Annotated in this window: 25 protein-coding genes; 12 read left to right on the top strand and 13 right to left on the bottom strand. The window is 32.2% G+C overall.

Going from position 1 to position 22,794, the window contains the following annotated elements; translation table 11 throughout:
• Window positions 1-12 precede the first annotated feature (12 nt).
• The 6 genes from LG651_RS13840 to LG651_RS13815 form a co-directional block, all read right to left on the bottom strand.
• The gene (locus tag LG651_RS13840; protein ID WP_226696710.1) at window positions 13-981 is read right to left on the bottom strand and encodes a hypothetical protein; all 969 of its coding nucleotides are present in this window, start codon (window positions 979-981) and stop codon (window positions 13-15) included.
• 106 nt (window positions 982-1,087) lie between these two features.
• A complete protein-coding gene (locus tag LG651_RS13835; RefSeq protein WP_226696709.1) occupies window positions 1,088-1,858 on the bottom strand; it encodes a thioredoxin family protein in 771 nt (256 codons plus the stop codon).
• Window positions 1,859-1,877: 19 nt separating this feature from the next.
• Window positions 1,878-2,387 (bottom strand): TlpA family protein disulfide reductase, encoded by a 510-nt coding sequence (locus LG651_RS13830; protein WP_226696708.1) that lies wholly within the window; start codon window positions 2,385-2,387, stop codon window positions 1,878-1,880.
• A 67-nt stretch (window positions 2,388-2,454) separates the two neighbouring features.
• Complete coding sequence (locus LG651_RS13825) at window positions 2,455-3,078, bottom strand: tRNA (guanine-N1)-methyltransferase (protein ID WP_226696707.1); 624 nt, start codon at window positions 3,076-3,078, stop codon at window positions 2,455-2,457.
• A gap of 127 nt (window positions 3,079-3,205) precedes the next feature.
• Window positions 3,206-4,654 carry a glyceraldehyde-3-phosphate dehydrogenase gene (locus LG651_RS13820; protein ID WP_226696706.1) on the bottom strand — a complete coding sequence of 483 codons (1,449 nt, stop codon included), beginning with the start codon at window positions 4,652-4,654 and terminating at the stop codon, window positions 3,206-3,208.
• Between the two features lie 148 nt (window positions 4,655-4,802).
• Window positions 4,803-6,212, bottom strand: a complete 1,410-nt coding sequence (locus LG651_RS13815) for a trypsin-like peptidase domain-containing protein (RefSeq protein WP_226696705.1) — start codon at window positions 6,210-6,212, stop codon at window positions 4,803-4,805.
• Between the two features lie 202 nt (window positions 6,213-6,414).
• On the opposite strand from LG651_RS13815, the gene dapF reads away from it, so the two are divergent.
• The 5 genes from dapF (at window position 6,415) to LG651_RS13790 (ending at window position 10,422) form a co-directional block, all read left to right on the top strand.
• On the top strand, window positions 6,415-7,188 hold the full coding sequence (dapF, locus tag LG651_RS13810; protein WP_226696704.1) for a diaminopimelate epimerase: 774 nt from the start codon (window positions 6,415-6,417) through the stop codon (window positions 7,186-7,188).
• On the top strand, window positions 7,185-7,709 hold the full coding sequence (locus LG651_RS13805) for a GNAT family N-acetyltransferase (RefSeq protein WP_226696703.1): 525 nt from the start codon (window positions 7,185-7,187) through the stop codon (window positions 7,707-7,709). The genes dapF and LG651_RS13805 overlap by 4 nt, the downstream gene beginning before the upstream one ends.
• Window positions 7,710-8,753 carry an endolytic transglycosylase MltG gene (mltG, locus tag LG651_RS13800; protein WP_226696702.1) on the top strand — a complete coding sequence of 348 codons (1,044 nt, stop codon included), beginning with the start codon at window positions 7,710-7,712 and terminating at the stop codon, window positions 8,751-8,753.
• Window positions 8,754-8,788: 35 nt separating this feature from the next.
• Window positions 8,789-9,652 (top strand): DUF2279 domain-containing protein, encoded by an 864-nt coding sequence (locus LG651_RS13795; protein WP_226696701.1) that lies wholly within the window; start codon window positions 8,789-8,791, stop codon window positions 9,650-9,652.
• Window positions 9,653-9,765: 113 nt separating this feature from the next.
• Window positions 9,766-10,422 (top strand): peptidoglycan-binding protein LysM, encoded by a 657-nt coding sequence (locus tag LG651_RS13790; RefSeq protein WP_226696700.1) that lies wholly within the window; start codon window positions 9,766-9,768, stop codon window positions 10,420-10,422.
• A gap of 13 nt (window positions 10,423-10,435) precedes the next feature.
• Here the strand turns inward: LG651_RS13790 and LG651_RS13785 are convergent, their stop codons facing one another.
• Genes LG651_RS13785 through dnaA form a run of 3 tightly spaced genes read right to left on the bottom strand, consistent with a single transcriptional unit; the run spans window position 10,436 to window position 13,043 of the window.
• Window positions 10,436-11,149: an SAM-dependent methyltransferase gene (locus LG651_RS13785; RefSeq protein WP_226696699.1), complete on the bottom strand. Its 714-nt coding sequence runs from the start codon at window positions 11,147-11,149 to the stop codon at window positions 10,436-10,438.
• A gap of 1 nt (window position 11,150) precedes the next feature.
• Window positions 11,151-11,603, bottom strand: coding sequence for a low molecular weight protein-tyrosine-phosphatase (locus tag LG651_RS13780; RefSeq protein ID WP_226696698.1), 453 nt, complete (start codon window positions 11,601-11,603; stop codon window positions 11,151-11,153).
• A 12-nt stretch (window positions 11,604-11,615) separates the two neighbouring features.
• The gene (dnaA, locus tag LG651_RS13775; protein ID WP_226696697.1) at window positions 11,616-13,043 is read right to left on the bottom strand and encodes a chromosomal replication initiator protein DnaA; all 1,428 of its coding nucleotides are present in this window, start codon (window positions 13,041-13,043) and stop codon (window positions 11,616-11,618) included.
• Window positions 13,044-13,234: 191 nt separating this feature from the next.
• On the opposite strand from dnaA, the gene LG651_RS13770 reads away from it, so the two are divergent.
• On the top strand, window positions 13,235-13,633 hold the full coding sequence (locus LG651_RS13770) for an acyl-CoA thioesterase (RefSeq protein ID WP_226696696.1): 399 nt from the start codon (window positions 13,235-13,237) through the stop codon (window positions 13,631-13,633).
• A gap of 1 nt (window position 13,634) precedes the next feature.
• Here LG651_RS13770 and LG651_RS13765 read toward each other — a convergent pair whose 3' ends face one another.
• Entirely contained in the window at window positions 13,635-14,243 is a 609-nt protein-coding gene (locus LG651_RS13765) for an IMPACT family protein (protein WP_226696695.1), read from the bottom strand.
• Between the two features lie 6 nt (window positions 14,244-14,249).
• Window positions 14,250-15,233: a bifunctional diaminohydroxyphosphoribosylaminopyrimidine deaminase/5-amino-6-(5-phosphoribosylamino)uracil reductase RibD gene (gene ribD, locus LG651_RS13760; RefSeq protein ID WP_226696694.1), complete on the bottom strand. Its 984-nt coding sequence runs from the start codon at window positions 15,231-15,233 to the stop codon at window positions 14,250-14,252.
• 33 nt (window positions 15,234-15,266) lie between these two features.
• Here ribD and LG651_RS13755 point away from each other — a divergent pair, with 33 nt between their 5' ends.
• The 5 genes from LG651_RS13755 (at window position 15,267) to LG651_RS13735 (ending at window position 20,549) form a co-directional block, all read left to right on the top strand.
• Complete coding sequence (locus tag LG651_RS13755; RefSeq protein ID WP_226696693.1) at window positions 15,267-15,758, top strand: GNAT family N-acetyltransferase; 492 nt, start codon at window positions 15,267-15,269, stop codon at window positions 15,756-15,758.
• Window positions 15,755-16,612, top strand: coding sequence for a peptide chain release factor N(5)-glutamine methyltransferase (gene prmC / locus LG651_RS13750; protein WP_226696692.1), 858 nt, complete (start codon window positions 15,755-15,757; stop codon window positions 16,610-16,612). The genes LG651_RS13755 and prmC overlap by 4 nt, the downstream gene beginning before the upstream one ends.
• Window positions 16,609-18,609 carry an NAD-dependent DNA ligase LigA gene (gene ligA / locus LG651_RS13745; RefSeq protein WP_226696691.1) on the top strand — a complete coding sequence of 667 codons (2,001 nt, stop codon included), beginning with the start codon at window positions 16,609-16,611 and terminating at the stop codon, window positions 18,607-18,609. The genes prmC and ligA overlap by 4 nt, the downstream gene beginning before the upstream one ends.
• Before the next feature lie 80 nt (window positions 18,610-18,689).
• Entirely contained in the window at window positions 18,690-19,424 is a 735-nt protein-coding gene (locus tag LG651_RS13740) for a hypothetical protein (RefSeq protein WP_226696690.1), read from the top strand.
• 348 nt (window positions 19,425-19,772) lie between these two features.
• The gene (locus LG651_RS13735; RefSeq protein ID WP_226696689.1) at window positions 19,773-20,549 is read left to right on the top strand and encodes a hypothetical protein; all 777 of its coding nucleotides are present in this window, start codon (window positions 19,773-19,775) and stop codon (window positions 20,547-20,549) included.
• Here LG651_RS13735 and LG651_RS13730 read toward each other — a convergent pair.
• Window positions 20,541-21,458: a bifunctional metallophosphatase/5'-nucleotidase gene (locus tag LG651_RS13730; RefSeq protein ID WP_226696688.1), complete on the bottom strand. Its 918-nt coding sequence runs from the start codon at window positions 21,456-21,458 to the stop codon at window positions 20,541-20,543. The genes LG651_RS13735 and LG651_RS13730 overlap by 9 nt on opposite strands.
• A 3-nt stretch (window positions 21,459-21,461) precedes the next feature.
• Entirely contained in the window at window positions 21,462-22,217 is a 756-nt protein-coding gene (locus LG651_RS13725) for a 5'-nucleotidase C-terminal domain-containing protein (RefSeq protein WP_226696687.1), read from the bottom strand.
• A gap of 58 nt (window positions 22,218-22,275) precedes the next feature.
• On the opposite strand from LG651_RS13725, the gene LG651_RS13720 reads away from it, so the two are divergent.
• Window positions 22,276-22,794 carry a DUF6913 domain-containing protein gene (locus LG651_RS13720; protein WP_226696686.1) on the top strand — a complete coding sequence of 173 codons (519 nt, stop codon included), beginning with the start codon at window positions 22,276-22,278 and terminating at the stop codon, window positions 22,792-22,794.

Genomic DNA, 22,794 nt, shown 5'->3' with positions numbered 1-22,794 from the left:
TGTTATTTATTATTATTTAGTATAAAACCAAACTTTCGATTGAAACGGATCGAAAATCACCTTTTTACTATCCATTAAAAAGGAAGCTCCTAGTTGTGCAGCAGGAATTTTCCAGGTACCAATACCTCCGCAAGTTTGCGCTTCGGGTGGTGTTTGTTTTAAAAAAATATTTACATCGTTGGTTAAAAATATTGGAGAGCCATCAACCGAAGTAATCGAGAATTTTACGCCTTTAGGCAATTTATAGGCCTTAACAGCTTCACTATAAAAACTTACACAAGTGCTTAGCGTTATATTTGCTGAAGGATTTTCAACTAAATAAATACCTCCATCAATTAAAGCATTAAAAAAGGCTTGATTAATATTTATGGAATGGCGGTATTTTGCATCGTCGTAACCAGAATCTATTTGAGCTGTGGCGCTAATAGAACCAATTTTTATTGGAATGGTTGGTATGTTTGCAGTGCAATCGTTATTCAATTTTTTGTAATCGTTTGAATAATAACCAACGCTAGATGCGGCTTTAAAACCTTGTTTAACTAAGCTTTTGTTGGAATAAAAATTTATTCCAGATGATTTATAAATAGCTTTATTTTCGTAATCTAAAGTATAAATATTAGTCGTTAAAAAGTCGGTTCCAATAATACCTGCTTGCTTAAAATTACTCAATCCTGCAATGTTCGAGTGGTTTTGATGATATAAACTTACCGTACCCCAATTACCAAGAAAATTAAAGTTATTGTATTTATTTGAAGTGTTCGCGTATGGCTTGCCGTTAGTAAAATTATTTGTGTCTATGGTGCTAGATGTGGTTCCGAAATCAACCAAAAAATAACCTTCAATATTTCCAACAGATACTTTTGCGTACGGTGTGGTTTGACCTAATTCTAGAGGGAATTTCTCTCCAAAGTCTAAATTATTTTGAGCACACGCTATTGTAATTGTAAATAAAAAACCGAGTATAATTTTATAACATTTCATTAGAAAAACAGGAATTATATTTAGTTTTAAAAGTACTTTTAATTTTTTAAAGACATAAAAAAAACCGCAAAATAATTGCGGTTTTTAGCTAGTAATTTATAGAAAACTAAGCTTTTACAGGTTTAACTGGACAGCCAATCGCTTTTGTGTAATTGGTTTCAGGTTTTTCACCTTTTAATAAAGCATCAATGGCATTTTCAACATATTTTGTTTTAACATCGTTTGCAGACCTTGCATTGTCATCAATAGTACCAATGTATTGCACTTTTCTTTCAGCATCTAATAAAAATACATGAGGCGTTCTAACCGCGCCGTATTTTGGGAAAACTTCTTGGTTTTCATCAGCTAAATACACAAAAGGGAATGCTTTTTCTTTAGCTCTTTTCTGCATAGCTTCAAAACTTTCTTTATCATTATTGGCGCTAACGTTAGGGTTAATTGCAATAACTGAAAACCCTTGAGATGCATATTTGTTGTGTAATGCCACTAGGCGATCTTCGTACATTTTAGCAAATGGACATTCGTTGCATGTAAACACAACAATGTAACCTTTGGCGTTTTCAATACTTGATAACGAAAACTGGTTGCCATCTACATTTTTAAGTTTAAAATCGGTAGCGGTTTCACCTATTTTATAGCCTCCAATTTCTTCTAAGGTTTTAGTTTGTTCTGGGCTATGTTTTCCACCTGGAGGCGGTCCTTTGCGGTCGCCATGGTGTTTGGGAGGATGCTCGCCTTTTGGTGGACGATCTCCTTTTGGACCTTTGTGTTCGTGATTTACGACTTCTTTTTCCTTGGCTTCAGATTTGTTTTTACATGAAGTCAATGCTCCTAAAGTTAAAATTAGAGCTATTGCTAGTACATTAAATTTTTTCATAAATAGTTTAAAGTTATTATTAAAAGTTTTTTTGAATTTCGTTTTCTAAATCCTCAACACTATCAAAAGAGCGTTCGAAAAACAAACGTTTATTTTTATTTGAAATTATGGTAAAAGGAATAGCGCCAGACCAATTAGTATCTATTTTATTAATCCATGAATTAGCGTCAGGATCATCTAACATAACTACTTTGGCTGTAATATTTTTTTCTTTTAAAAAAGGTTTTAGTTCCTTTTCAATGGTCTCAGGAAAATCTAGACTAATTAATAAAAGTTCAACGTTTGGATGTTTTTGGGCATATTCCTGTAAATAAGGTAATTCCTTTACGCAAGGCGCACACCACATAGCCCAAAAATTAACGATTTTGGTTTTGTTGGAAGTACTGTACAACAATGGTTCAATAGTATTAAAATTATATACAGTTATATTTTCGTTGTTGTTTATTGCAGTATTTTTATTCTTTTTATTGCCACAAGCAGTTAGTAAAAAGATCAAAGAAAAACAGCTTAATAAAAGACTTTTTTTCATTAAAATAGGTTTTTATTAAGCTGTTAGACTTCCTGAGGAAATATAGGTTTAATGCTTTAACAAAGTTTTAAGCATTTTTTTGTTTATTAATTTCGTCTTGTAGTTGTCTGCGTACTTTTTGTTCACGCTCTAAAGCTACTTTGCGGTGTTGTTCAAATTCTTCTTCGGTTTCTGCTAAAGTTTTTTTAGCACTTTTTGTAACCGCATTACTATTCTTAAATTTATAAATAAATAAAAGCAACAGAGCCAATAAAGCAGCAATAATAATCCACATTAAGCTATTATAACCCGTTTTGCTCATTTGTATACCAAACAAAGACATACTGTCTTTTTCAGCATTTGTTGCATCTAAGGAGCTTTGTGTGCTATTTAAATTAGATTTTAAGGTAGAAATTTCTTTGGCTTGTGTGTTTACAACAGCTTTGGTGTCGGCTAAATTCTTTTTTATGGTGTTTAAAGAATCTTTTGTATTTGCTCTTAAAGCGTTAATCATACTTAATTTTACAGCTTCGTATGGCTGACCATTAGTTCCTTTGAAATTACCCGACTTTCTTAATAAGTATTCAAACTGATTATCAATAGTGCCACTGTTTATAGATTGGGTTTCTTCGATTTCTGTAGTTTGAGAGAAAGATAAACTAGAGAATAAACAAATTAGTATTAATAAAAATTTTGATGATAAAGCGTTCATTATATTGATGATTGTTAATTGTTTTGTAAGGTTACTAAAATATAAAATTAAGTTTAAATAAAAAGCCTCAATTTATGAGGCTAATTTATATACGGCTAATTTATTTTTCTGGACGTTAAAAATAGCATTAATAATAGGTATAACGCCTAACCTTAGCAACATATTTTGCAAGTCTTATAACTTGATGGCTATAACCATATTCATTATCGTACCAAATGTATAAAATTATATTTTTCCCATCTTTGCGCACTATGGTTGATTTGCTGTCGTAAATAGAAGGAGCAGAGCTTCCTACAATATCTGTTGATACAAGTTCGTCGCTTAATTCGTATTTAATTTGTTCTACTAAATCGCCTTCTAGAGCATATTTTTTTAAAATAGTATTTACCCCATCGAGAGAGGTTTTATTTTTTAATTCTAAATTTAAAATAGCTAATGATCCGTTTGGTACAGGAACTCGAATAGCGTTTGATGTTAATTTGCCTTCTAACTCTGGTAGTGCTTTTGCTACCGCTTTTCCTGCGCCAGTTTCGGTAATTACCATGTTTAATCCGGCTGCTCTACCACGACGATATTTTTTATGAAAATTATCAACTAAGTTTTGATCGTTGGTGTAGGCATGAATGGTTTCTAGATGTCCGCTATTTATTCCAAATGAATCTTCAATTGCCTTTAAAACAGGCGTTATGGCATTTGTAGTACAAGAAGCGGCCGAAAATATATTTAATTCGTCTGGGCTATAAGCTTTATGGTTTACACCATAAACAATGTTGGGTAAGCCTTTTCCTGGAGCAGTTAAAATAACTTTATCTACACCTTTAGCTTCAAGATGTTTACTTAATGCTACATCGTCTCTAAAAGCACCGGTGTTATCAATTACTAAAGCATTATTTATATTAAACTTTGTGTAATCTATTTCATTAGGTGCATTTGCCGAAATAATTTTTACGGTTGTGCCATTAATTATTAAAGCTTGATTTTTTACGTCTATATTTACAGTTCCAAAAAAATCGCCATGTACAGAATCGTTTTTTAATAACGAAGCTCTTTTTTCCAGAATTTGCTCGTTTATTTCACCACGAGTTACAATAGCTCTTAAGCGTAATTGATTACCTTTTCCTGTGCGTACCATGAGCTCTCTTGCAACCAACCTACCAATTCTACCAAAGCCATATAAAACAACATCTTTTGGTGTAATGGCCCCGTTTTTATGAGCATCTTTTAATTTTGATGCCACAAATGCAGTAGCATTATTATGTGTATTATCTTCTAAATGATATTCGTATGTTAGTTTACCAATATCTAATTTTGCTGGTGGTAAGTTTAGGGTTTTAATAGCTTGTGCAATTTCAACCGAATCGAAAATAGAAATTGGTTTTTGTACAAATTTACCAGCGTAATCGTGCAAGTTTAAAATTTGGCTAACATTTTTATCTATTAATTGATTTCTAAAAATGACCAATTCAATAGATTTTTCATACCAAAGGTCATTTACTATTTTAATAAATTCTACCGTGGCTCTTCGTCGGTCTGCTTGAAAAGCTAATTCCTTTTCATAAGTTTTGTTAAAACTCATAATTTTAAAGTTTAGTTTAATGTTTATGAAGTAAAAATACCACATTTCAAACGTTTTCGTAAGCTGTTTATCGAAAAAAATACCCCGTCGAAAAATATATTTTTTTCGACGGGGTATTGGGTAGAAAAGAATGTTTCTTTTTTACAATTTACCTAAAGTTATAACGCTCTTTTTCACCGTTATTATTTATTAGTTCAATTCTTAGCGGTTCGTATTGCGTTTTGTTTTTTAGCGCGTTTTTAACATCATCGATACTATTAATTTTAACATCGTTAATAGCAGTAATTATGCAGCCTTCTGTTACACCATTCTTTTTCCAATAAGATTCGTATTGTTCGTCTAAATCGGTAATTTTTACACCGTTCGAAGCATTAACTTTTTTCAATTCTTGTTTTTTCGCATTTTTAACCATGCCAACAAGTGGCATTGTAAAGGTTTCGTTTCTGGTTAATGTAACAGGAATTGTTTTAATATTACCATCTCTAGCAATTTTAAGCGATACATTATCGCCGGCACGTTTAGCACCAATATGTCCAGTTAAATCAGCAAACTTCGATACTTTAATATTATCTATTTCTTTAATAATATCGCCTTTTTCAATACCCGCTTTTTCGGCTCCTGAATCTTCAATTACACTCGCTACATAAATGCCCTCGGTGTCATTTATACCTAAATCATCTGCAAATTTACTGTTTAAAGCACCACCGTTAATTCCTAAAATACCATTTTGTACGTTACCGTATTCCATAAGATCTTCAATAACACGGCGCGCGATGTTACTTGGTACAGCAAACGAGTAACCTACATAAGAACCTGTTTGCGATGATATAGCGGTATTAATGCCTACTAATTCACCATTAGTATTTACAAGTGCGCCTCCAGAGTTTCCTGGGTTTACAGCGGCATCAGTTTGAATAAACGATTGTAAATAGGTTCCTGTTGGGTCTAAATTTCTGGCTTTGGCACTAATTATTCCGGCTGTTACGGTCGATGTTAAATTAAATGGATTACCAACAGCCAATACCCATTCGCCAATTTTAGCGGTGTCTGAATCTGCAAAAGTTACATAAGGTAAATCTTTGTCGGCTTCAATTTTTAAAAGCGCAATATCGGTTTTGGGATCTGTACCCACAATTTCGGCATCATAGGTTTTATTATTATTTAAGGTAACAGTAAGTTTGTCTGAATTATTAATAACATGGTTGTTTGTTATAATGTAACCATCGGCATTAATAATAACACCAGAACCTGTTCCTTCTTGAGCACGTTGCGGACTTCTTCCTAAAAATAAATCTTGAAAACTCATTTGCCCGGTGCTTATGGTAATGTTTTTTACGTGAACCACAGCATTTACGGTGTTTTCGGCAGCTATGGTAAAATCTACTTTATCTTCTGCACTATACAAGGTGTTTAAGTTGGTTGTTGGCAAAAATGATGGATTACTTTCGGTAGTAGCTAAAACCACGGGTTTATCTTTTTCTAAAAATAATTTGTAGGTACTTAAGGTAAAAATACCCCCAAGTGCGGATACTAAAACAAGTGTTAAAACCTTTTTCATAATTTAAATGTATTTTACTTAAAGTTGTTTATTGTTAAAAACACCCGCTTTAAATTGCGAATGTTTTATGTTTTTTGTTAATAACGATTAAAATTAATTATTTATTGAATTTCATTTTACCTTTTAACGATTTTTAACGCCGTTTTTAACGCCTTTTAACAACAATAAAAATGGTTTTATATTTATATATTTGTGTTTCATTATGGCACAAACTTTTTACAAATATCAAGGTACAGGAAACGATTTTGTGATGATTGATAATCGTTCACAAACATTCGACAAAAATAATACCAAACAGGTAGCTTTTTTATGCGACCGACGTTTTGGCATAGGAGCCGACGGACTAATTTTACTTGAAAATCATCCGGAGTTAGATTTTAAAATGGTGTATTACAATGCCGACGGTAACGAAAGTACCATGTGTGGTAATGGAGGTCGTTGTTTAGTGGCTTTTGCAAAACACCTTGGCGTTATTAGCGATAAGGCTGTTTTTGAAGCTATTGATGGCTTACATCATGCCACTATTAAAAATGATATTGTGAGCTTACAAATGCTGGATGTTAATGTGGTTGAAAACCATAAAACACACGTGTTTTTAAATACGGGATCGCCGCACCATGTGCAATTCGAAGAAGCTATTGATGCTTTTGATATTAAATCGTTAGGTGCTAAAATTCGCTATGGCGCACCTTACAATCAGGCTGGTAGTAATGTGAATTTTGTTAAAAAAATATCTGACTCTAATTTTAGATTGCGAACTTACGAACGTGGGGTAGAAGACGAGACTTTATCTTGCGGAACAGGAGCAACTGCTGTAGCAATTGGTATGCATTATATTGGTGAAACCGAGAAGAATTTAATCGATTTAAATGTAGAAGGAGGTAAACTACAAGTATCTTTCGATGTTGAAAATGGTGCATATAAAAACGTTTGGTTAATTGGACCAGCCAAATTTGTGTTTAAAGGCAGTATATGATTACCTTAAAAGGAGAACATATTTATTTGCGTGCGCTGGAGCCTGAAGATTTAGAGTTTATTCACGACATTGAAAACGATGAAACCATTTGGGAAATAAGTAATACACAAACACCGTATTCTAAATATTTAATTAAACAATATTTAGATCATGCACATAAAGATATTTTTGAAGTAAAACAGCTGCGATTAGCCATTTCAAATTATAACAAAGATACTTTAGGAATGATTGATATCTTCGATTTCGATTTTAAAAACGCTCGTGCCGGTGTTGGCGTATTAGTTAAAGATGTAAACCATAGAGAAAGAGGTGTAGGTAGCGAAGCGCTAAAATTGCTTACTAATTATTGTTTTACACATTTAGGCTTGCATCAACTTTATTGTAACATTACAGAAGACAATGAAGCTAGTATTAAACTATTTACCAAACAAGGATTTAAAAAAGTAGGACTAAAAAAAGATTGGACAAAAATTAACGGTTCTTATAAAAATGAATATTTATTTCAGCTAATAAAAAACTAAATGTACATTAAAAAAATACTTATTGCTATAGCCTTAATTGGGTTGGCTGCAGCGGCTTATTTTGCAAATATGGTTTACAAAGCCATGATGAAACCTAATACAGCGTTTAATAACGAAGCTGCTTATATTTACGTACCTACAAATGCTAGTTATAATGATGTAAGGAGCCAGTTAGAGCCTTTACTTTTAGATATTAATTCATTTGATGTTTTAGCTGAGCAAAAGAAATATACAACCAATATTAAAGCGGGACGTTTCGAAATTAAAAAAGGAATGAATAATAACGATATTATAAATTCTATTAGAAGCCGAAATTTACCAATAAAAGTAGCATTCAATAACCAAGAAACTTTAGAAAAATTAGCAGGACGCGTGGCAACCCAAATTGAAGCCGATAGTCTGTCTTTACTAACAGCTATGAAAGATGCTAGTTTTTTAGAGGAAAATAAATTTAATGAGGCCACCGCCTTAGGCATGTATTTACCAAACACCTACGAATTTTTCTGGAATACTTCTGCTGAAAAATTTAGAGCTAAAATGCTAACAGAATACAAACGTTTTTGGACTGATGATAGAGTAAAAAAGGCCAATGCTGTCGGTTTAAATCCAAACCAAGTAATCGCTCTGGCATCTATTGTTTACGAAGAGTCTAAACAACCTAGCGAGCAACCTCGTGTTGCAGGGGTGTATTTGAATAGATTGCGAATTGGTATGCCTTTGCAAGCCGACCCAACTTTAAAATTCGCAGCTTACCAATTACCAAAATATAAAAACACGGTCATTAAGCGGGTATTAAACGTACATAAGGAAATTGATTCACCCTACAACACCTATAAAAACTTAGGATTACCACCAGGGTTAATTGCCATGCCAGATATTTCGGCAATCGATGCTGTTTTAAATTACGAAAAACACAATTACTTATATTTTGCTGCCGACGCTAAACGACTTGGGTTTCATAAGTTTGCTAAATCTTTGGCTCAGCATAATGCAAATGCTCGAGAATACCATCGTTATTTATCTTCACAAGGTATTCTTAAATAGTGCATTGTAATGCTATAAAATATGGGTTCATATTTATGTTATTGCCATTTTTGGTTTGTTCTCAACCTAAAATAGATACCTTTTTTACAGCAAGCGATACCTTAAATAAATCCAGACGAAATACAGTTTTAATTTCTGAAGCTGCTATTTCTACAGCGACAATCGTGGGATTGAGCCAACTTTGGTATGCAGATTATGAACAATCTAAATTTCATACAACAAACGATAATAAGGAATGGCTGCAGCTCGATAAAGTTGGGCATGCTTTTACCTCATACCAAATGGGGAAATATGGTGCACAATTATTAAACTGGAGTGGCGTTAAAAAAAATGAGCAACTTATTTATGGAGGTACTTTAGGTTTTACATTTTTATCGGCAATTGAGGTTTTAGATGGTTTTTCGCAAGAATGGGGCTTTTCATGGGGTGATATTTTAGCTAATGCGGCAGGAACAGGTTTGTTCGTAGGTCAAGAATTGCTTTGGGACGAACAACGAATTAGTTTAAAATACTCGTTTCATCACACAAATTATGCTAATCAAAATCCAAACAAACTCGGAAAAACGTATATAGAGCAATTTTTGAAGGATTATAACGGACAAACGTATTGGTTAAGCTTTAACTTGCATTCTTTTTTTAAAAAAAGTGAGTTTCCACGGTGGTTAAATTTGGCATTAGGCTATGGTGGGGAAGGGATGCTTTCGGGAGTTGAAAATACTAATTTGATAACTGATAGGTATCGACAATTTTATATTAGTTTCGATGTAGATTTAAATGCTATTCGTACCAAATCGAAATTTTTAAACACCCTTTTTGATGTGTTTAATATGGTGAAAATTCCATTTCCTACTTTAGAATTTAATAAAAATGGAGGGGTATTTCATCTATTCTACTATTAAAAAAGGTTTTTTAACGATAAATTTTGCAGATATTTTAAAAATCACTACCTTTGCACGCTCAAATTTAAAAAGGTGCTGAATTTAATAAAGTGCCTTTATAAAATTTAGAAGTTATGGTAAGAAATATTGCAATGTATGTTACAATAGCACTTACAATTTGTGTACTTATTAACGTGGCGTTTCAAAATAATGAAACTCCAAATTTAAACGATTACTCTACAAAAGGGTTAAGTTTAGATTATACTGTAGAAGATAATACCGATGTATTGTCTTTAGCTACAACAGAACAAGAAGACTACGAATTTTCTCCGTATTTGGGTAAATCGTTTGTAGGTTTTAAAGAAGCTCTTGCGTTTAAAGAGTCTGGTGGAAATTATTTTTCGGTTAATACCTTTGGATATTTGGGTAAATATCAATTTGGTGCAGGAACACTAAAATTAATAGGTATTAATAATCCTAATGAATTTTTAAAAAATCCAAAGTTACAGGAAAAAGCATTTATTGCTAATGTAGCTCGTAATAAGTGGATTTTACGTCGTGACATTAAGAATTTTGTGGGACGACGAATTAATGGTACTGTGGTTACCGAATCTGGAATTTTAGCTGCGGCACATTTAGCAGGTCCTGGAAGCGTGAAGAAATATTTACGTAGTTATGGTCTTGATAATTTTGCTGACGGATATGGTACAACGGTAGGTTATTACATGAAACGCTTTTCAGGTTATGATACCTCATTCGTGAAGGCGAATAAAAAAGCTAAGGCTATATAAACAAAAAGGTTATTTAGTTTTTGTGAATTATAAATATGGTAGGTCTTTTATGAAGGTCTACCATATTTTTTTTCCAGTACTTTGCTGTTTCTGTTTTTATAAATTCGGTAGAAAGGGTAATATCACAGGCTACACAAATATTCGTACTTGCGTCAAGACAATTCGCTAGATCTTCGAGCATTTTATTGTTTCGGTAGGGAGTTTCAATAAATAATTGCGATTGATTTTGTTCGAATGATAATCGTTCTAAACGTTTTATTTCATTTTTTCGTTCACCTTTATCTATTGGCAAATAACCATTAAAGGCAAAGCTTTGTCCATTCATTCCAGAACCCATCATTGCCATTAAAATGGAAGAAGGTCCCACAAGAGGAATAACTTTAATGTTTTTTTGATGTGCAATTTTTACAATATCGGCGCCCGGATCGGCAACGCCTGGGCACCCAGCATCAGATAATAAACCAACGTTTTTACCTTCTAAACACGGGCTTAAGAAATTCGGAAGCTCGCTTAAATCTGTTCGTTTGTTTAATTCGAATAATTTTAGTGAAGGTTGTGGTTTTTCAGGACATATTTTTTTTATAAATCGTCGAGCAGCTTTACTGTTTTCAACTATAAAAAAATCGGTTTTATCAATAATGTTTTTTACGGTAATTGGTAACACATCTAACGGATTGTTATCTCCTAATGTATTTGGTATTAAGTATAATTGCCCTGTAACCGTCATTTTAGTCCGTTAATTTATTGGCTATAATTGTGCATGCTTCATCAAGCATATTGTACACAGTTTCAAAGCCTTTGTCTCCGCCATAGTATGGATCGGGAACATTGTAATTTTCGTTAGGATATACTTCATTTAAAATCATAGAAACCTTGGCAACATCGTCGTCGTTTCGTGCTAGTTTTACGACATTTTTATAATTGGAATCGTCCATAACGTAAATTAAATCGAAAGCATCAAAATCTGAAACCTTAAATTGGCGTCCGCGTAAATTTGAAATGTCTAAGCCATTAACTTCTGCAACAGCCACAGAGCGTCTGTCGGGAGCATCACCAATATGGTAATTCGATGTTCCCGCAGAATCTACTGTAAAATGTTTTGGTAATTTGGCTTTTAAAATACCTTCGGCAAGCGGTGAACGACAAATGTTGCCCAAGCAAACCATAAGAATTTTAGTCATTAGTATATAATTTTAAACCGATAGTTTTTTGGTGATATCTTCAACGTATTTTCTAAATTGTTTATCGGTAGAAGATAGGTTATCAACCGTTTTGCAAGCATGTAAAACAGTGGCATGATCTCGTTTTCCTATTTGAGAACCAATACTAGCTAAAGATGCTTTTGTGAATTTTTTCGCAAAAAACATAGCCAACTGTCTGGCTTGAACTATATGGCGTTTACGAGTTTTCGATTGTAAAGTTTCAATATCCATTTGGAAATAATCTGAAACTACTTTTTGTATATAATCTATAGAAACTTCGCGTTTAGTATTTTTTACAAACTTTTCAACAATTACACGTGCTAAATCTAAAGTGACTTCTTTTTTATTGAACGAAGATTGTGCGATTAACGAAATAATAGCGCCTTCAAGTTCACGAACGTTACTTTTTATGTTTTTGGCAATGTAATCGATAATTTCATCTGGCATAATAACACCATCTCTATATAATTTATTTTTTAATATAGAAACGCGTGTTTCAAAATCTGGATTTTGTAATTCGGCAGATAAGCCCCATTTAAAGCGCGATAGTAAACGCTGCTCAATGTCTTGCATATCAACAGGAGCTTTGTCGCTAGTTAAAACAACCTGTTTGCCATTTTGGTGTAAATGGTTGAAAATATGAAAAAACACATCTTGTGTACCACTCTTACCTGATAAAAATTGAACATCATCAATAATTAATACATCTATAATTTGATAGAAATGAATAAAATCGTTACGATTATTCTTTTTTACAGCTTCAATGTATTGTTGTGTAAATTTTTCGGCAGAAATATATAAAACCGTTTTTTCAGGATATTTATCTTTAATGTCTACCCCAATAGCATGTGCTAAATGGGTTTTTCCTAAACCAACATTGCCAAAAATTAACAACGGATTAAATGATGTTCCTCCTGGTTTAGCAGCAACCGCTAACCCTGCGCTTCTTGCTAAACGGTTAGAGTCTCCCTCTAAAAAGTTTTCGAAACTATAATTAGGATTTAGTTGCGATTCAATTTTTACGTTGCGAATACCAGGAATAATAAAAGGGTTTTTTAATTCTCTACTTTTATTATTTAAGGGTATATCTACATCTTGCGATTTTACCGCTGTTCTATGCGAACTCGGTATTTTTTCGGTAAATGGTTGTTTGTTGCCATAGGTATTTTCCATTTTAATAATGTACACCAGTTTGGCAGTTTCACCTAATTCTTTAGTAAGTGCTACTTTAAGAATTTTTACATAGTGCTCTTCAAGCCATTCATAAAAGAATTTACTAGGAACTTGAATACTCAACGCGTTGTCTGTGAGTTTAACTGCGACTATGGGCTCAAACCATGTTTTGTATGCTTGGGGCTGAATATTATCTTTTATAAATAAAAGACAATTATTCCACACCGATTTCGCAGTTTTACTCATTTTTTAAAAATTTCTTTAGGTTTTTTGTTAGATAAGATTGATTGAAATGGAATTTCAATACCCCCTTTTATAGTGAGGCAAATATGTGAACAAAATTCTAAAAAAAAAAATGAATACCTCTTGAATTTTAAGAAATTTTTTCTCATGTTTAGCCAGCAAGGGAAACTACAAAAAAATATTTAAAATACAGTATGAAATTCGATGAAATACAAATAAGAGTGAGGTATGGTGAAACCGATCAAATGGGAGTGGTGTATCACGGAAATTACGCATTATACTTGGAGATGGGACGGGTTGAGTGGTTAAGGAAGTTAGGGATTTCTTACAAATCGATGGAAGATAACGGTATTATGTTACCTGTCGTTTCTTTAAATATTAATTATAAAAAATCGGCGGGTTATGATGAGTTAATTACGGTTAAAACTATGCTTAAAAATAAACCAACTTCTAAGATAGAATTTGACTATGAAATAACCAATGAGAAGGGGGAAATATTGACCTTAGCAAGTACAACATTAGTTTTTGTTAGTATGAAAACTTTGCGGCCAGTTAAAGCTCCAGATTATGTTTTAAACTTAATTGAAGATTAGTTTAAATTGCTTTGATTTTTACCTCGAAAATAGAATTAAAAATTTCAAATATTTTTTCAGATTCTGTTTTTCTAACAGAAATTGTTAATTGGCAATTTAATTCTAGTTTTTGGTTAATAATATTTATTTGGTGCTCTTTTATTCTGCGCATTACCACATTCATGTTTTTATAATCGAAAGTTATTAGGTAGTTAATATTTATTGTTTTTTCAATAATCGTTGCGCTTTCTAATGCTAATTGTGCGGTTTGTCTGTAGGCATTAATTAATCCGCCAACACCTAATTTAACGCCGCCAAAATAGCGAACCACTATTATTAAAATATTGGTAACGTTAAACGATTGTATTTGTCCGTAAATGGGCATACCTGCTGAATTGCTAGGTTCGCCATCGTCGTTTGCACGATAATGTATTTGTTCGGTGCCTATTTGGTAAGCATAACACCAATGTCTTGCCGAATGGTGTTCTTTTTTAACCATTTCTAAATTAAGTTTAACATTATCTTCGGTTAAAACTGGAAAAGCATACCCGAAAAACTTGCTGTTTTTATCTTTAAATAAAACAGGTTCTGTTGCTTTGTTAATAGTTTGATATGTGTCTTCGTTAATCAAAAAGAGTTATTTGTTTTGGTATATTTCTAATATGTCTCCTGCGATAGTTTCGGTAGAAATTAATTTTCCCGCGAATTTAGGAGCTTCAATACCTTCATTAAAAACAACGGCGCCTTTAAAAACTCTAGCTTCATCCCAGAGACCTTCATTTATAAAGGTTTGCAATGTTTTACTTCCGCCTTCAATTATAACGGAATTAATATTTGCATTAAATAGTTCGTTACAAATAGCCTTAGCCGTATTTTCTTGCAAGCTAATTGTTTCCGCTTCAGCGTTAAAAATATTGAGGTCTTTGGGTAAACTGTTATTATTATCAATTACAATTCTAACAGGATTTTGCCCAAAGTAATCTCTGGTTGTTAAGCTAGGGTTATCTGCTAGCACTGTATTGTAGCCAACTAGAATAGCTTGTTCTTCGGCGCGCCATTTATGTACCAATTGTCTGGAAAATGTATTGGTAATCCAAACAGGTTTTTGCTCGTTTTTTGTTTTAGGCGCGATAAAACCATCTGTAGTTTGCGCCCATTTTAAAATAATGTACGGGCGTTTTTTATTGTGAAATGTAAAGAATCTTTTGTGTAAAGATTTACATTCGACTTCCAACACACCAACACTAACATTACAACCCGCTTCCATGAGTTTTTTTATACCTTTTCCTGCTACTTTTTCGTTATCGTCAATACAACCTATAACAACATTTGGAATGTTGTGATGTATAATTAAATCGCTACATGGTGGTGTTTTACCATAATGTGAACATGGTTCGAGTGTTACATAAATGGTCGCTTCCTTAAGTAGATTTTTATCTGCAACCGAGTTTATGGCATTTACCTCGGCATGACTACCTCCATAAGGACTCGTAAAACCTTCGCCAATAATTTTATTGTCTTTTACAATAACTGCGCCTACCATGGGGTTAGGTCTCGTTGTTCCTAAACCGTTTTTGGCTATTTCTATACAGCGTTTTATGTATTTTTCATGTATCTTCATCCCGTAAAATATCTACAAAAATATCATTTTAAAGTGAGTAAAGATAGTATAGTTATTAGAGAAATAGAACCTCAAGATAATGAGCAACTTGAGGCTGTAATACGCGCCTGTTTTCATGAGTTTAAAATTCCGTTAGAAGGTACAGCGTATACCGATCCTGAAACTAAAAAAATGCATGAAGCCTATCAAAATAGTAACGATGTGTACTTTATTATTGAAGAAAATGGTGAAGTATTAGGCGGTGGTGGTGTAAAACCGTTGCAAGATTCAAATGGTGATATATGTGAAATACAAAAAATGTATTTTTCACCTAAAGTTAGAGGTAAAGGTTACGGGAAACAACTTTTTGCTAAATGTGTTGAAGCTGCGAAGCAACTGGGTTATAAGCAGTGTTATTTAGAGTCTGCATCGCAATTAAAAGCGGCTATACATATTTACGAAAATTTTGGTTTTAAACACTTGCAAGGTGCATTGGGAAATACAGGTCATTTTTCTTGTGGCGTATGGATGATTAAAGATTTATGAAATTAAAACCCATCCAACATACGTTTTTAAAACGTTTAGCTGCGTTTTATTCTTCGGAAGAAATTAATGCGTTTTATTACGAGTTAATTGAATTCTATTTTGGCATTTCTAGAATTAACTTAGCATTGAATCCAGATGTTGAAGTTGATGATGTATCAAAATTAAATGAAGCTTTAAAAGATTTAGAAGCACAAAAACCGATACAATATATTATTGGTGAAACCGAGTTTTATGGTTTAAAGTTCAAGGTGTCTCAATTTGTTTTAATTCCACGTCCAGAAACCGAAGAATTAATAAGTTGGATAATAAACGATTGTAAAAAGGCGTCTGCCAAAATAAATATTCTAGATATTGGCACAGGCAGCGGTTGCATTGCTATTTCCTTAGCCAAAAACCTACCAAATGCTAAAGTTTATGCGCTAGATGTTTCCGCGGAAGCGTTAAAAATAGCGAAACAAAATGCTGAGTTAAACCATGTAAATATTGAGTTTATTGAGGATTCCATTTTAGATGTAAAGAACTCAAAATTACTTTCGAAGGATTTAAAATTTGATGTAATTGTTTCCAATCCGCCATACGTTCGCAACCTTGAAAAAGAATTAATGAAACCCAATGTTTTGGAGAACGAACCGCATTTAGCTTTGTTTGTGGATAATGACAATCCTCTAATATTTTATAAAGCAATTACAAATTTTGCTGTTGATAAGTTATATAAAAATGGTTTGTTGTTTTTTGAAATCAATGAGTATCTTGGGCAAGATATGAAGGCTTTACTAAATTTAAATTTTAATAAAGTTGAATTAAAAAAAGACATTTTCGAAAAAGATAGAATGATAAAAGGTGTTTTAAAATGAATGATGTAAAACAAAAAATAGAAGCTTTAAGAAACGAGTTGCGCCAACATAATTACAATTATTATGTGTTAGATAACGCCACGATATCAGATTATGATTTTGATATTAAGCTGAAGGAATTACAAGCACTTGAAGATAAACATCCAGAGTTTTTTGATGCCAATTCGCCAACACAACGTGTAGGCGGGGAAATAACTAAAAACTTCGAAACTATTCCGCATGAGTTTAGAATGTATTCTTTAGATAATTCTTACTCAAAAGAAGATTTAGAAGACTGGGAAAAACGCATAAAAAAACTAGTTGATGGAGCAATTGAATACACATGCGAACTAAAATACGATGGCGCATCTATTAGTTTAACCTACGAAAACGGAAAGCTAACGAAAGCAGTAACACGTGGCGATGGTTTTCAAGGCGATAATGTAACAGCTAATGTAAAAACAATAAAATCGGTTCCTTTACAATTAAAAGGCGATTATCCTCCAAAATTCGACATTCGTGGTGAAATTATTTTACCTTTTGATGGGTTTAATAAAATGAATGAAGAGCGTATAGAAATAGGCGAGGAGCCTTACCGAAACCCAAGAAATACAGCATCTGGAAGTTTAAAATTACAAGATAGTGCAGAAGTAGCAAAGCGTCCGTTGGAGTGTTTGCTGTACAATTTAACTGGAAATAATTTAGGTGTTTCTACACAATTTGAAAGTTTAGAAAAAGCCCGCCAATGGGGATTTAAAGTGCCAAACGCCGCAAAACTAGCAAAAAGTATTGATGAAGTTTTAGAGTTTATAGATTACTGGAACGAAGAACGTCATGCTTTACCATACGAAACCGATGGTGTTGTTATTAAAGTTAACAATTTACAACAACAAGAGGAATTAGGTTACACAGCTAAAGCACCGCGATGGGCCATGGCTTATAAATTTAAAGCCGAACAAGTGTCTACAAAATTAAACAGTATAACTTACCAAGTTGGTCGAACAGGCGCAATAACACCTGTTGCTAATTTAGAACCAGTAGAGCTTGCAGGCACAACCGTAAAACGAGCGTCGTTGCATAATGCCGACCAAATTGAAAAACTTGATATTCGAGTTAACGATACGGTTTATGTAGAGAAAGGTGGTGAGATTATACCAAAAGTTTTAGGCGTTGATATGTTGCAACGACCAATAGATTCTGAACCAACAAAATATATTACACATTGTCCAGAATGTGGAACAGAATTAGTTAGAAAAGCTGGTGAAGCGCAACATTATTGCCCTAATTTTAATGGATGTAATCCTCAAATAATTGGTCGTATTCAGCATTTTATATCCAGAAAAGCTATGGATATTGATGGTTTAGGAGGTGAAACTGTGGCGCTTTTAGTAAATAATGGTTTGATTAATAATTATTCCGATTTGTATGAACTAACTAAAGAGCAAGTAATTCCTTTGGAGCGTATGGCTGAAAAAAGTGCTGAAAATTTGGTAAATGGTATTGAAAATTCTAAAACCATTCCGTTCGAGCGTGTATTATACGCATTAGGAATACGCTATGTTGGAGAAACAGTTGCAAAAAAATTAGCGAAGCACTATAAAAGTATTGATGCTTTAATGATGGCAACAGAAGAAGAATTAGTAAATGTTGATGAAATAGGCGTAAAAATAGCAGAGAGCGTAGTAGCATTTTTTACTTCAGAAGAAAACAAAACAATTGTTGAAAGATTAAAAGGGTTTGGAGTTCAGTTAGAATTATCGGAAGAAGCTTTACAAGGACAAACAAATTTACTTGAAGGTCAAACTATAGTTGTTTCTGGAGTTTTTGAAACCGTTTCTAGAACTGAGTTAAAAAAGCTTATAGAAGATAATGGAGGTAAGGTAAGTAGTTCAATTTCATCTAAAACTAGTTTCATTGTTGCCGGCGATAAAATGGGACCAAGCAAGAAAGAAAAGGCAGAAAAGTTGGGTATTGAACTCAAAAATGAAATTCAATTCCTACGTATTTTTGAAAAATAATCGATAAAACGATATTTTATTGGTTGATATGTGTTTTTTAACTATGTTTGTTGAGTGCATTGACGATTTTACCTATGAAAATGTCTAAAATATTTATACCAATTTTAACGATTTGCTTTTGTCTTTTTGCAATTTGTGAGTTTTTAGGTTATTATATTCTTTCTACATTTTTCGACAGTATTATGGTTCCTTTAATTACTGTCTGTTATTTGGTATTAGCTAAAGAAAAAAACATTTGGTTTTTCTTGTTTTTAATATTTTATTCTATTTCAGATGTCTTGGGGTTTATTGTAGAGTGGACAGTCGTCGATTTTAATTTAGATGGAAGTGTTTATTACAAATTAGATTACTATGTATCGAATATATTATATGATTTAGCCTATTTATGCTTAATTGTAAAAATTAGTAAGTTTTTATCAATGTCATTTGTTTTAAAAAATTTATGGATTCATATTATAGTCCTCGCTTTTTTAAATATTTATTTAATTTATGTTTTACAGCTAGTCTCCGATACTAGTTTACGATATGAATTCGAGAGTATATTCGAGGTCATTTATAATAGTATCGTGCTGCTGCTGTTGTCTATTTCGCTCTTAAATTATTTTTATAATGACAATAAGAAATCATTGTACCTATTTTTAGGCTCATTATCTATTGTATTTTCCGAGGTTATGGATGTTGCTTATATTTATGTGTCTAGTATGTCGTTAATCTATGTGTTAGGATCAACTTTTACGTTACTTGCTTTTTACTTTTTTTACTTGCAGTCTGGTTTTGTTAACGGAGCTAATAGATTTAAAATTTTAAATCGTTAATAATTTTTTTCCAATATTTTCTTCTTCTTGTAATTTTTTAATGAGTTGCTATAAGTAATTACTCTTATTTAATTCAGTATTTCTGCTTTTATATTGTTTCGAAAAAATTTTTCGTGTTTCAAGTTACTTTTATTTAACTAAAAAGGGGCAAATTCGTTTGTGAATAAGTTAAAATCATAACAGGAATAGAGTTTCCTAAAAAAGGTAAAGCTTATAGGTTTAAAATGTTGATAATTTAATTTACGTTTATCGATAAAGTGTCTGGTTTTTTAAAAATATCGATAAAAAGTCATTTTTTAACGTTGAAATTGAATTATTATTATAAATTTGTAACAACCTACTTATATTATGATTGTGAAAAAATTAACCCTACCAGTTTTTAGCAAGCTGTTATTAGCAGTTTTAATAGTTACTTTATTTTTTAATTTACTTGGAGTTTTTTCTAAAAGCCAATTTTTAATACAAACATCGTTTGTGGCATTAATTCCTGTTTTTATGACCGTTTTTTTAATGCGTTATAAAAAATTAAACTTGCCATTAATTTCATTTTTGGTGTTTTCTCTCCTCGGAAACGTTAGTAGAGTTTTTATTAGCGATTTGAGTTTTGGTTTTATTTCCGACGCTTTTTATTTAATAAGTTTTGGGTACTTAATTTTTATGATTGCTCCGCAATTTAAATTTCAACGAATAGATAAAATTATTGCAGGTTATCTTATTCTTGTTTTTTCAATAAACATATATTTATTGTATTCACTTTATAGTTTCTTGCTCACTATTATTCCAGACGATTTAGGAGTAAAAGTGTTTGCTATTAAAAGTTTGGTACTAGTTGTTCTGGGTTTTGTTGCTTTAGGAGTGTATTTAAATTACCAAACACAAAAGGCAATATTTTTTTTATCGTCGGTTGCTTGTTTTGGTTTTTCTTTAATCCTGGAGTATGTAAATGAATATTATGTTAGTAGCTTTAGCTATTTAATGATTGATAGAATGTTATATGTTGTAGGTATCTATTTTATTTTTAAATATGCTACTATCGAGGCGGTAAAAAGCCAAAAGTTGAGAAAGGCCAAATTAAAGGTTCGTAAAAACCCCAAAGCTATTACAGACGTTGTAATTTTAAACTAGGATAGACGTTCCGTTGGCACTTTTATTCTTTTCGTTATCAAAATAAAAATCTATTTTACCTAAATACAATCCGTAACATCCAACTTGATTTACCAGTACATTGTTTCCTTCAACATTTTTAGTTACTGTAGGTTTTGGTAAAAACGTGTGCGTGTGACCCCCAATAATTAAGTCTATATTTTTTGTGGCCGCTGCTAGTTTTAAATCGCTAATCTTATTAGGGTTGCTTTTATAATGATAGCCTAAATGCGATAAACATATAATTAAATCGCAGGCCTCATTATTTTTTAAAATGCGCGTCATATCTTGAGATATTTCAACCGGGTCGAGATATTTTGTTTCTTTAAACATATTTGGTGCCACCAAGCCTTCAAGTTCAATTCCTATGCCAAAAACACCAATTTTAATACCGTCTTTCATAAAAGTTTTATAAGGCTTAGCATGCGTATCCATTACGGTGTTTTTAAAATCGTAGTTGGCACAAACAAATTCAAAATTGGCATGAGGTAATTGGGCGTATAAACCATCAATTCCGTTATCAAAATCATGATTTCCAATGGTTGATGCGTCGTATTTTAATTTACTCATTAACTTAAACTCCAGTTCACCTCCATAATAATTAAAATAAGGTGTGCCTTGAAAAATATCGCCAGCATCTAACAGTAAGGTATTTGGGTTTTCTTTTCTGTAGGTGTCAATTAAAGTTGCGCGTCTGGCTACGCCTCCTTTATTGGCATTTCTGCCATCTTCTGGTCCAAAAGCATCAATATGACTATGCACATCGTTGGTATGTAAAATAGTTATTTTAGTTGGTTTTTTTGCTGAAGTAAACGATGTTAATCCTAATCCGCCCAAACCAATTAAAGTGGTGCTTGCAGCTGTTTGTTGTAAAAAATATCTACGTTTCATAGTTTAATTTATTTGGGTAAATCGGTCGTCTCGTATAGGGTTTATGGTGTCGTTTTTAATAAAATAATCAATTAAGGCATTTCTTATTTTATAATTTAAAACATATAAAGAATCGTTAGTTTTAAAAAAGCGCATATTATCGCCACCGTTGTATAAATAATCGTTTGTAGCTACGTAATAAGTTTTATTTGCGATATTTTCACCTTTAATTTTAGCATCAACAATTTCAAAATTTTTGTTTAAAGTTAATTTAAGTTGCGAAATAGGATGAGCTTTAGTTGATTTCGATAAGTAAAGTAATAAACTATCGATTTGCGGTTTTTTTAAAGCTACAACTACAATGCTATTTTCAAAAGGCATCAATTCAAAAGCTGTTCTTTTAGAAATGTTTCCCTTCGATAAAATAGAACGAATACCGCCATGGTTAAGTAAAACCATATCAATATCGTGCCCCGTCCTCTTTTTAAAAATGGGGTTCGCTTCTTGGTACACCGCATCGGCCATAAAGTTCCCAATAGCGGTGTTAAATTCGCCATCCGATTTTGTGTAAGTATGAGGTGCGTAAGCAATAATGCTGTCTAAGTCGTTTTGAATGTGTTCTCTATAAGGCTTTATGTATGCTTCTATATCGGCATTTTCGGTAATTGTATTGTTAATTTCAATACGTTCACCTTCAATTTTATTTAAGTGTAATTGATTTTGTTTACAACTAGAAAAATTTAAAAAATATAACAAAACCAATAAAATTGTTATCCTCATTTTTTTACGATATTTTTTGAATGTACTTTTGCTACCTTTGCGCAAAGTATAAAGGTAAATGATTTTACAAGGTTTTAAAGAAAAATCTAATAAAAAGTATTTAAATAAATTGTTATCAAAAAGAGACATAATTGTTAATGATAACAAAATTGAAAGTCTGGGGATTATTGTAAACCTTGATGAATTTGATGATTTAGATAAATTTGTAAATTTTTCTGAAGCTTTAAATATTCGATCTAACCGATTGAAAATTATAACCTTTACCGAAAACGAAAAAGAACAAGTTTTATCTTGGGATTCTTGTTTTAACCCTAGCGATTTGGGCTGGAAAGGAGCTGTTAAGAACGTTGAATTATCTGGTTTTTTAAATAAAAACTTCGATTTACTAATCAGTTTTTATGAAAAAGATATTACAGAAATTAAATTGATTACGGCAATGAGTCAATCTAAATTCAAGATTGGTAATTTTCAACAAGACGAACGATTAAACGATTTAATAATAAAAACATCAACAAAAGAAATTAATCTTTTTAAAGACGAGGTGGTAAAATACCTTACTATTTTAAATAAAATATAA

Origin of the sequence: Neotamlana sargassicola (genome assembly GCF_020523965.1) — a bacterium.
GTDB lineage: Bacteria > Bacteroidota > Bacteroidia > Flavobacteriales > Flavobacteriaceae > Neotamlana > Neotamlana sargassicola.
Note: the sequence above shows the minus strand (reverse complement) of the source record. Positions and strands in the feature narration are given on the sequence as shown.

Excerpts from the sequence above, each read along its gene's own strand:
- LG651_RS13830 (WP_226696708.1), bottom strand. The coding sequence starts at position 2,387 with ATGAAAAAAAGTCTTTTATTAAGCTGTTTTTCTTTGATCTTTTTACTA.
- LG651_RS13770 (WP_226696696.1), top strand. The coding sequence starts at position 13,235 with ATGAAATTCGATGAAATACAAATAAGAGTGAGGTATGGTGAAACCGAT.
- LG651_RS13735 (WP_226696689.1), top strand. The coding sequence starts at position 19,773 with ATGATTGTGAAAAAATTAACCCTACCAGTTTTTAGCAAGCTGTTATTA.
- LG651_RS13790 (WP_226696700.1), top strand. The coding sequence starts at position 9,766 with ATGGTAAGAAATATTGCAATGTATGTTACAATAGCACTTACAATTTGT.
- LG651_RS13805 (WP_226696703.1), top strand. The coding sequence starts at position 7,185 with ATGATTACCTTAAAAGGAGAACATATTTATTTGCGTGCGCTGGAGCCT.
- LG651_RS13740 (WP_226696690.1), top strand. The coding sequence starts at position 18,690 with ATGTCTAAAATATTTATACCAATTTTAACGATTTGCTTTTGTCTTTTT.
- LG651_RS13795 (WP_226696701.1), top strand. The coding sequence starts at position 8,789 with ATGTTATTGCCATTTTTGGTTTGTTCTCAACCTAAAATAGATACCTTT.
- LG651_RS13840 (WP_226696710.1), bottom strand. The coding sequence starts at position 981 with ATGAAATGTTATAAAATTATACTCGGTTTTTTATTTACAATTACAATA.
- prmC (WP_226696692.1), top strand. The coding sequence starts at position 15,755 with ATGAAATTAAAACCCATCCAACATACGTTTTTAAAACGTTTAGCTGCG.
- LG651_RS13820 (WP_226696706.1), bottom strand. The coding sequence starts at position 4,654 with ATGAGTTTTAACAAAACTTATGAAAAGGAATTAGCTTTTCAAGCAGAC.
- LG651_RS13780 (WP_226696698.1), bottom strand. The coding sequence starts at position 11,603 with ATGACTAAAATTCTTATGGTTTGCTTGGGCAACATTTGTCGTTCACCG.
- LG651_RS13725 (WP_226696687.1), bottom strand. The coding sequence starts at position 22,217 with ATGAGGATAACAATTTTATTGGTTTTGTTATATTTTTTAAATTTTTCT.
- dapF (WP_226696704.1), top strand. The coding sequence starts at position 6,415 with ATGGCACAAACTTTTTACAAATATCAAGGTACAGGAAACGATTTTGTG.
- mltG (WP_226696702.1), top strand. The coding sequence starts at position 7,710 with ATGTACATTAAAAAAATACTTATTGCTATAGCCTTAATTGGGTTGGCT.
- LG651_RS13730 (WP_226696688.1), bottom strand. The coding sequence starts at position 21,458 with ATGAAACGTAGATATTTTTTACAACAAACAGCTGCAAGCACCACTTTA.
- ribD (WP_226696694.1), bottom strand. The coding sequence starts at position 15,233 with ATGAAGATACATGAAAAATACATAAAACGCTGTATAGAAATAGCCAAA.
- LG651_RS13720 (WP_226696686.1), top strand. The coding sequence starts at position 22,276 with ATGATTTTACAAGGTTTTAAAGAAAAATCTAATAAAAAGTATTTAAAT.
- ligA (WP_226696691.1), top strand. The coding sequence starts at position 16,609 with ATGAATGATGTAAAACAAAAAATAGAAGCTTTAAGAAACGAGTTGCGC.
- dnaA (WP_226696697.1), bottom strand. The coding sequence starts at position 13,043 with ATGAGTAAAACTGCGAAATCGGTGTGGAATAATTGTCTTTTATTTATA.
- LG651_RS13785 (WP_226696699.1), bottom strand. The coding sequence starts at position 11,149 with ATGACGGTTACAGGGCAATTATACTTAATACCAAATACATTAGGAGAT.
- LG651_RS13835 (WP_226696709.1), bottom strand. The coding sequence starts at position 1,858 with ATGAAAAAATTTAATGTACTAGCAATAGCTCTAATTTTAACTTTAGGA.
- LG651_RS13815 (WP_226696705.1), bottom strand. The coding sequence starts at position 6,212 with ATGAAAAAGGTTTTAACACTTGTTTTAGTATCCGCACTTGGGGGTATT.
- LG651_RS13825 (WP_226696707.1), bottom strand. The coding sequence starts at position 3,078 with ATGAACGCTTTATCATCAAAATTTTTATTAATACTAATTTGTTTATTC.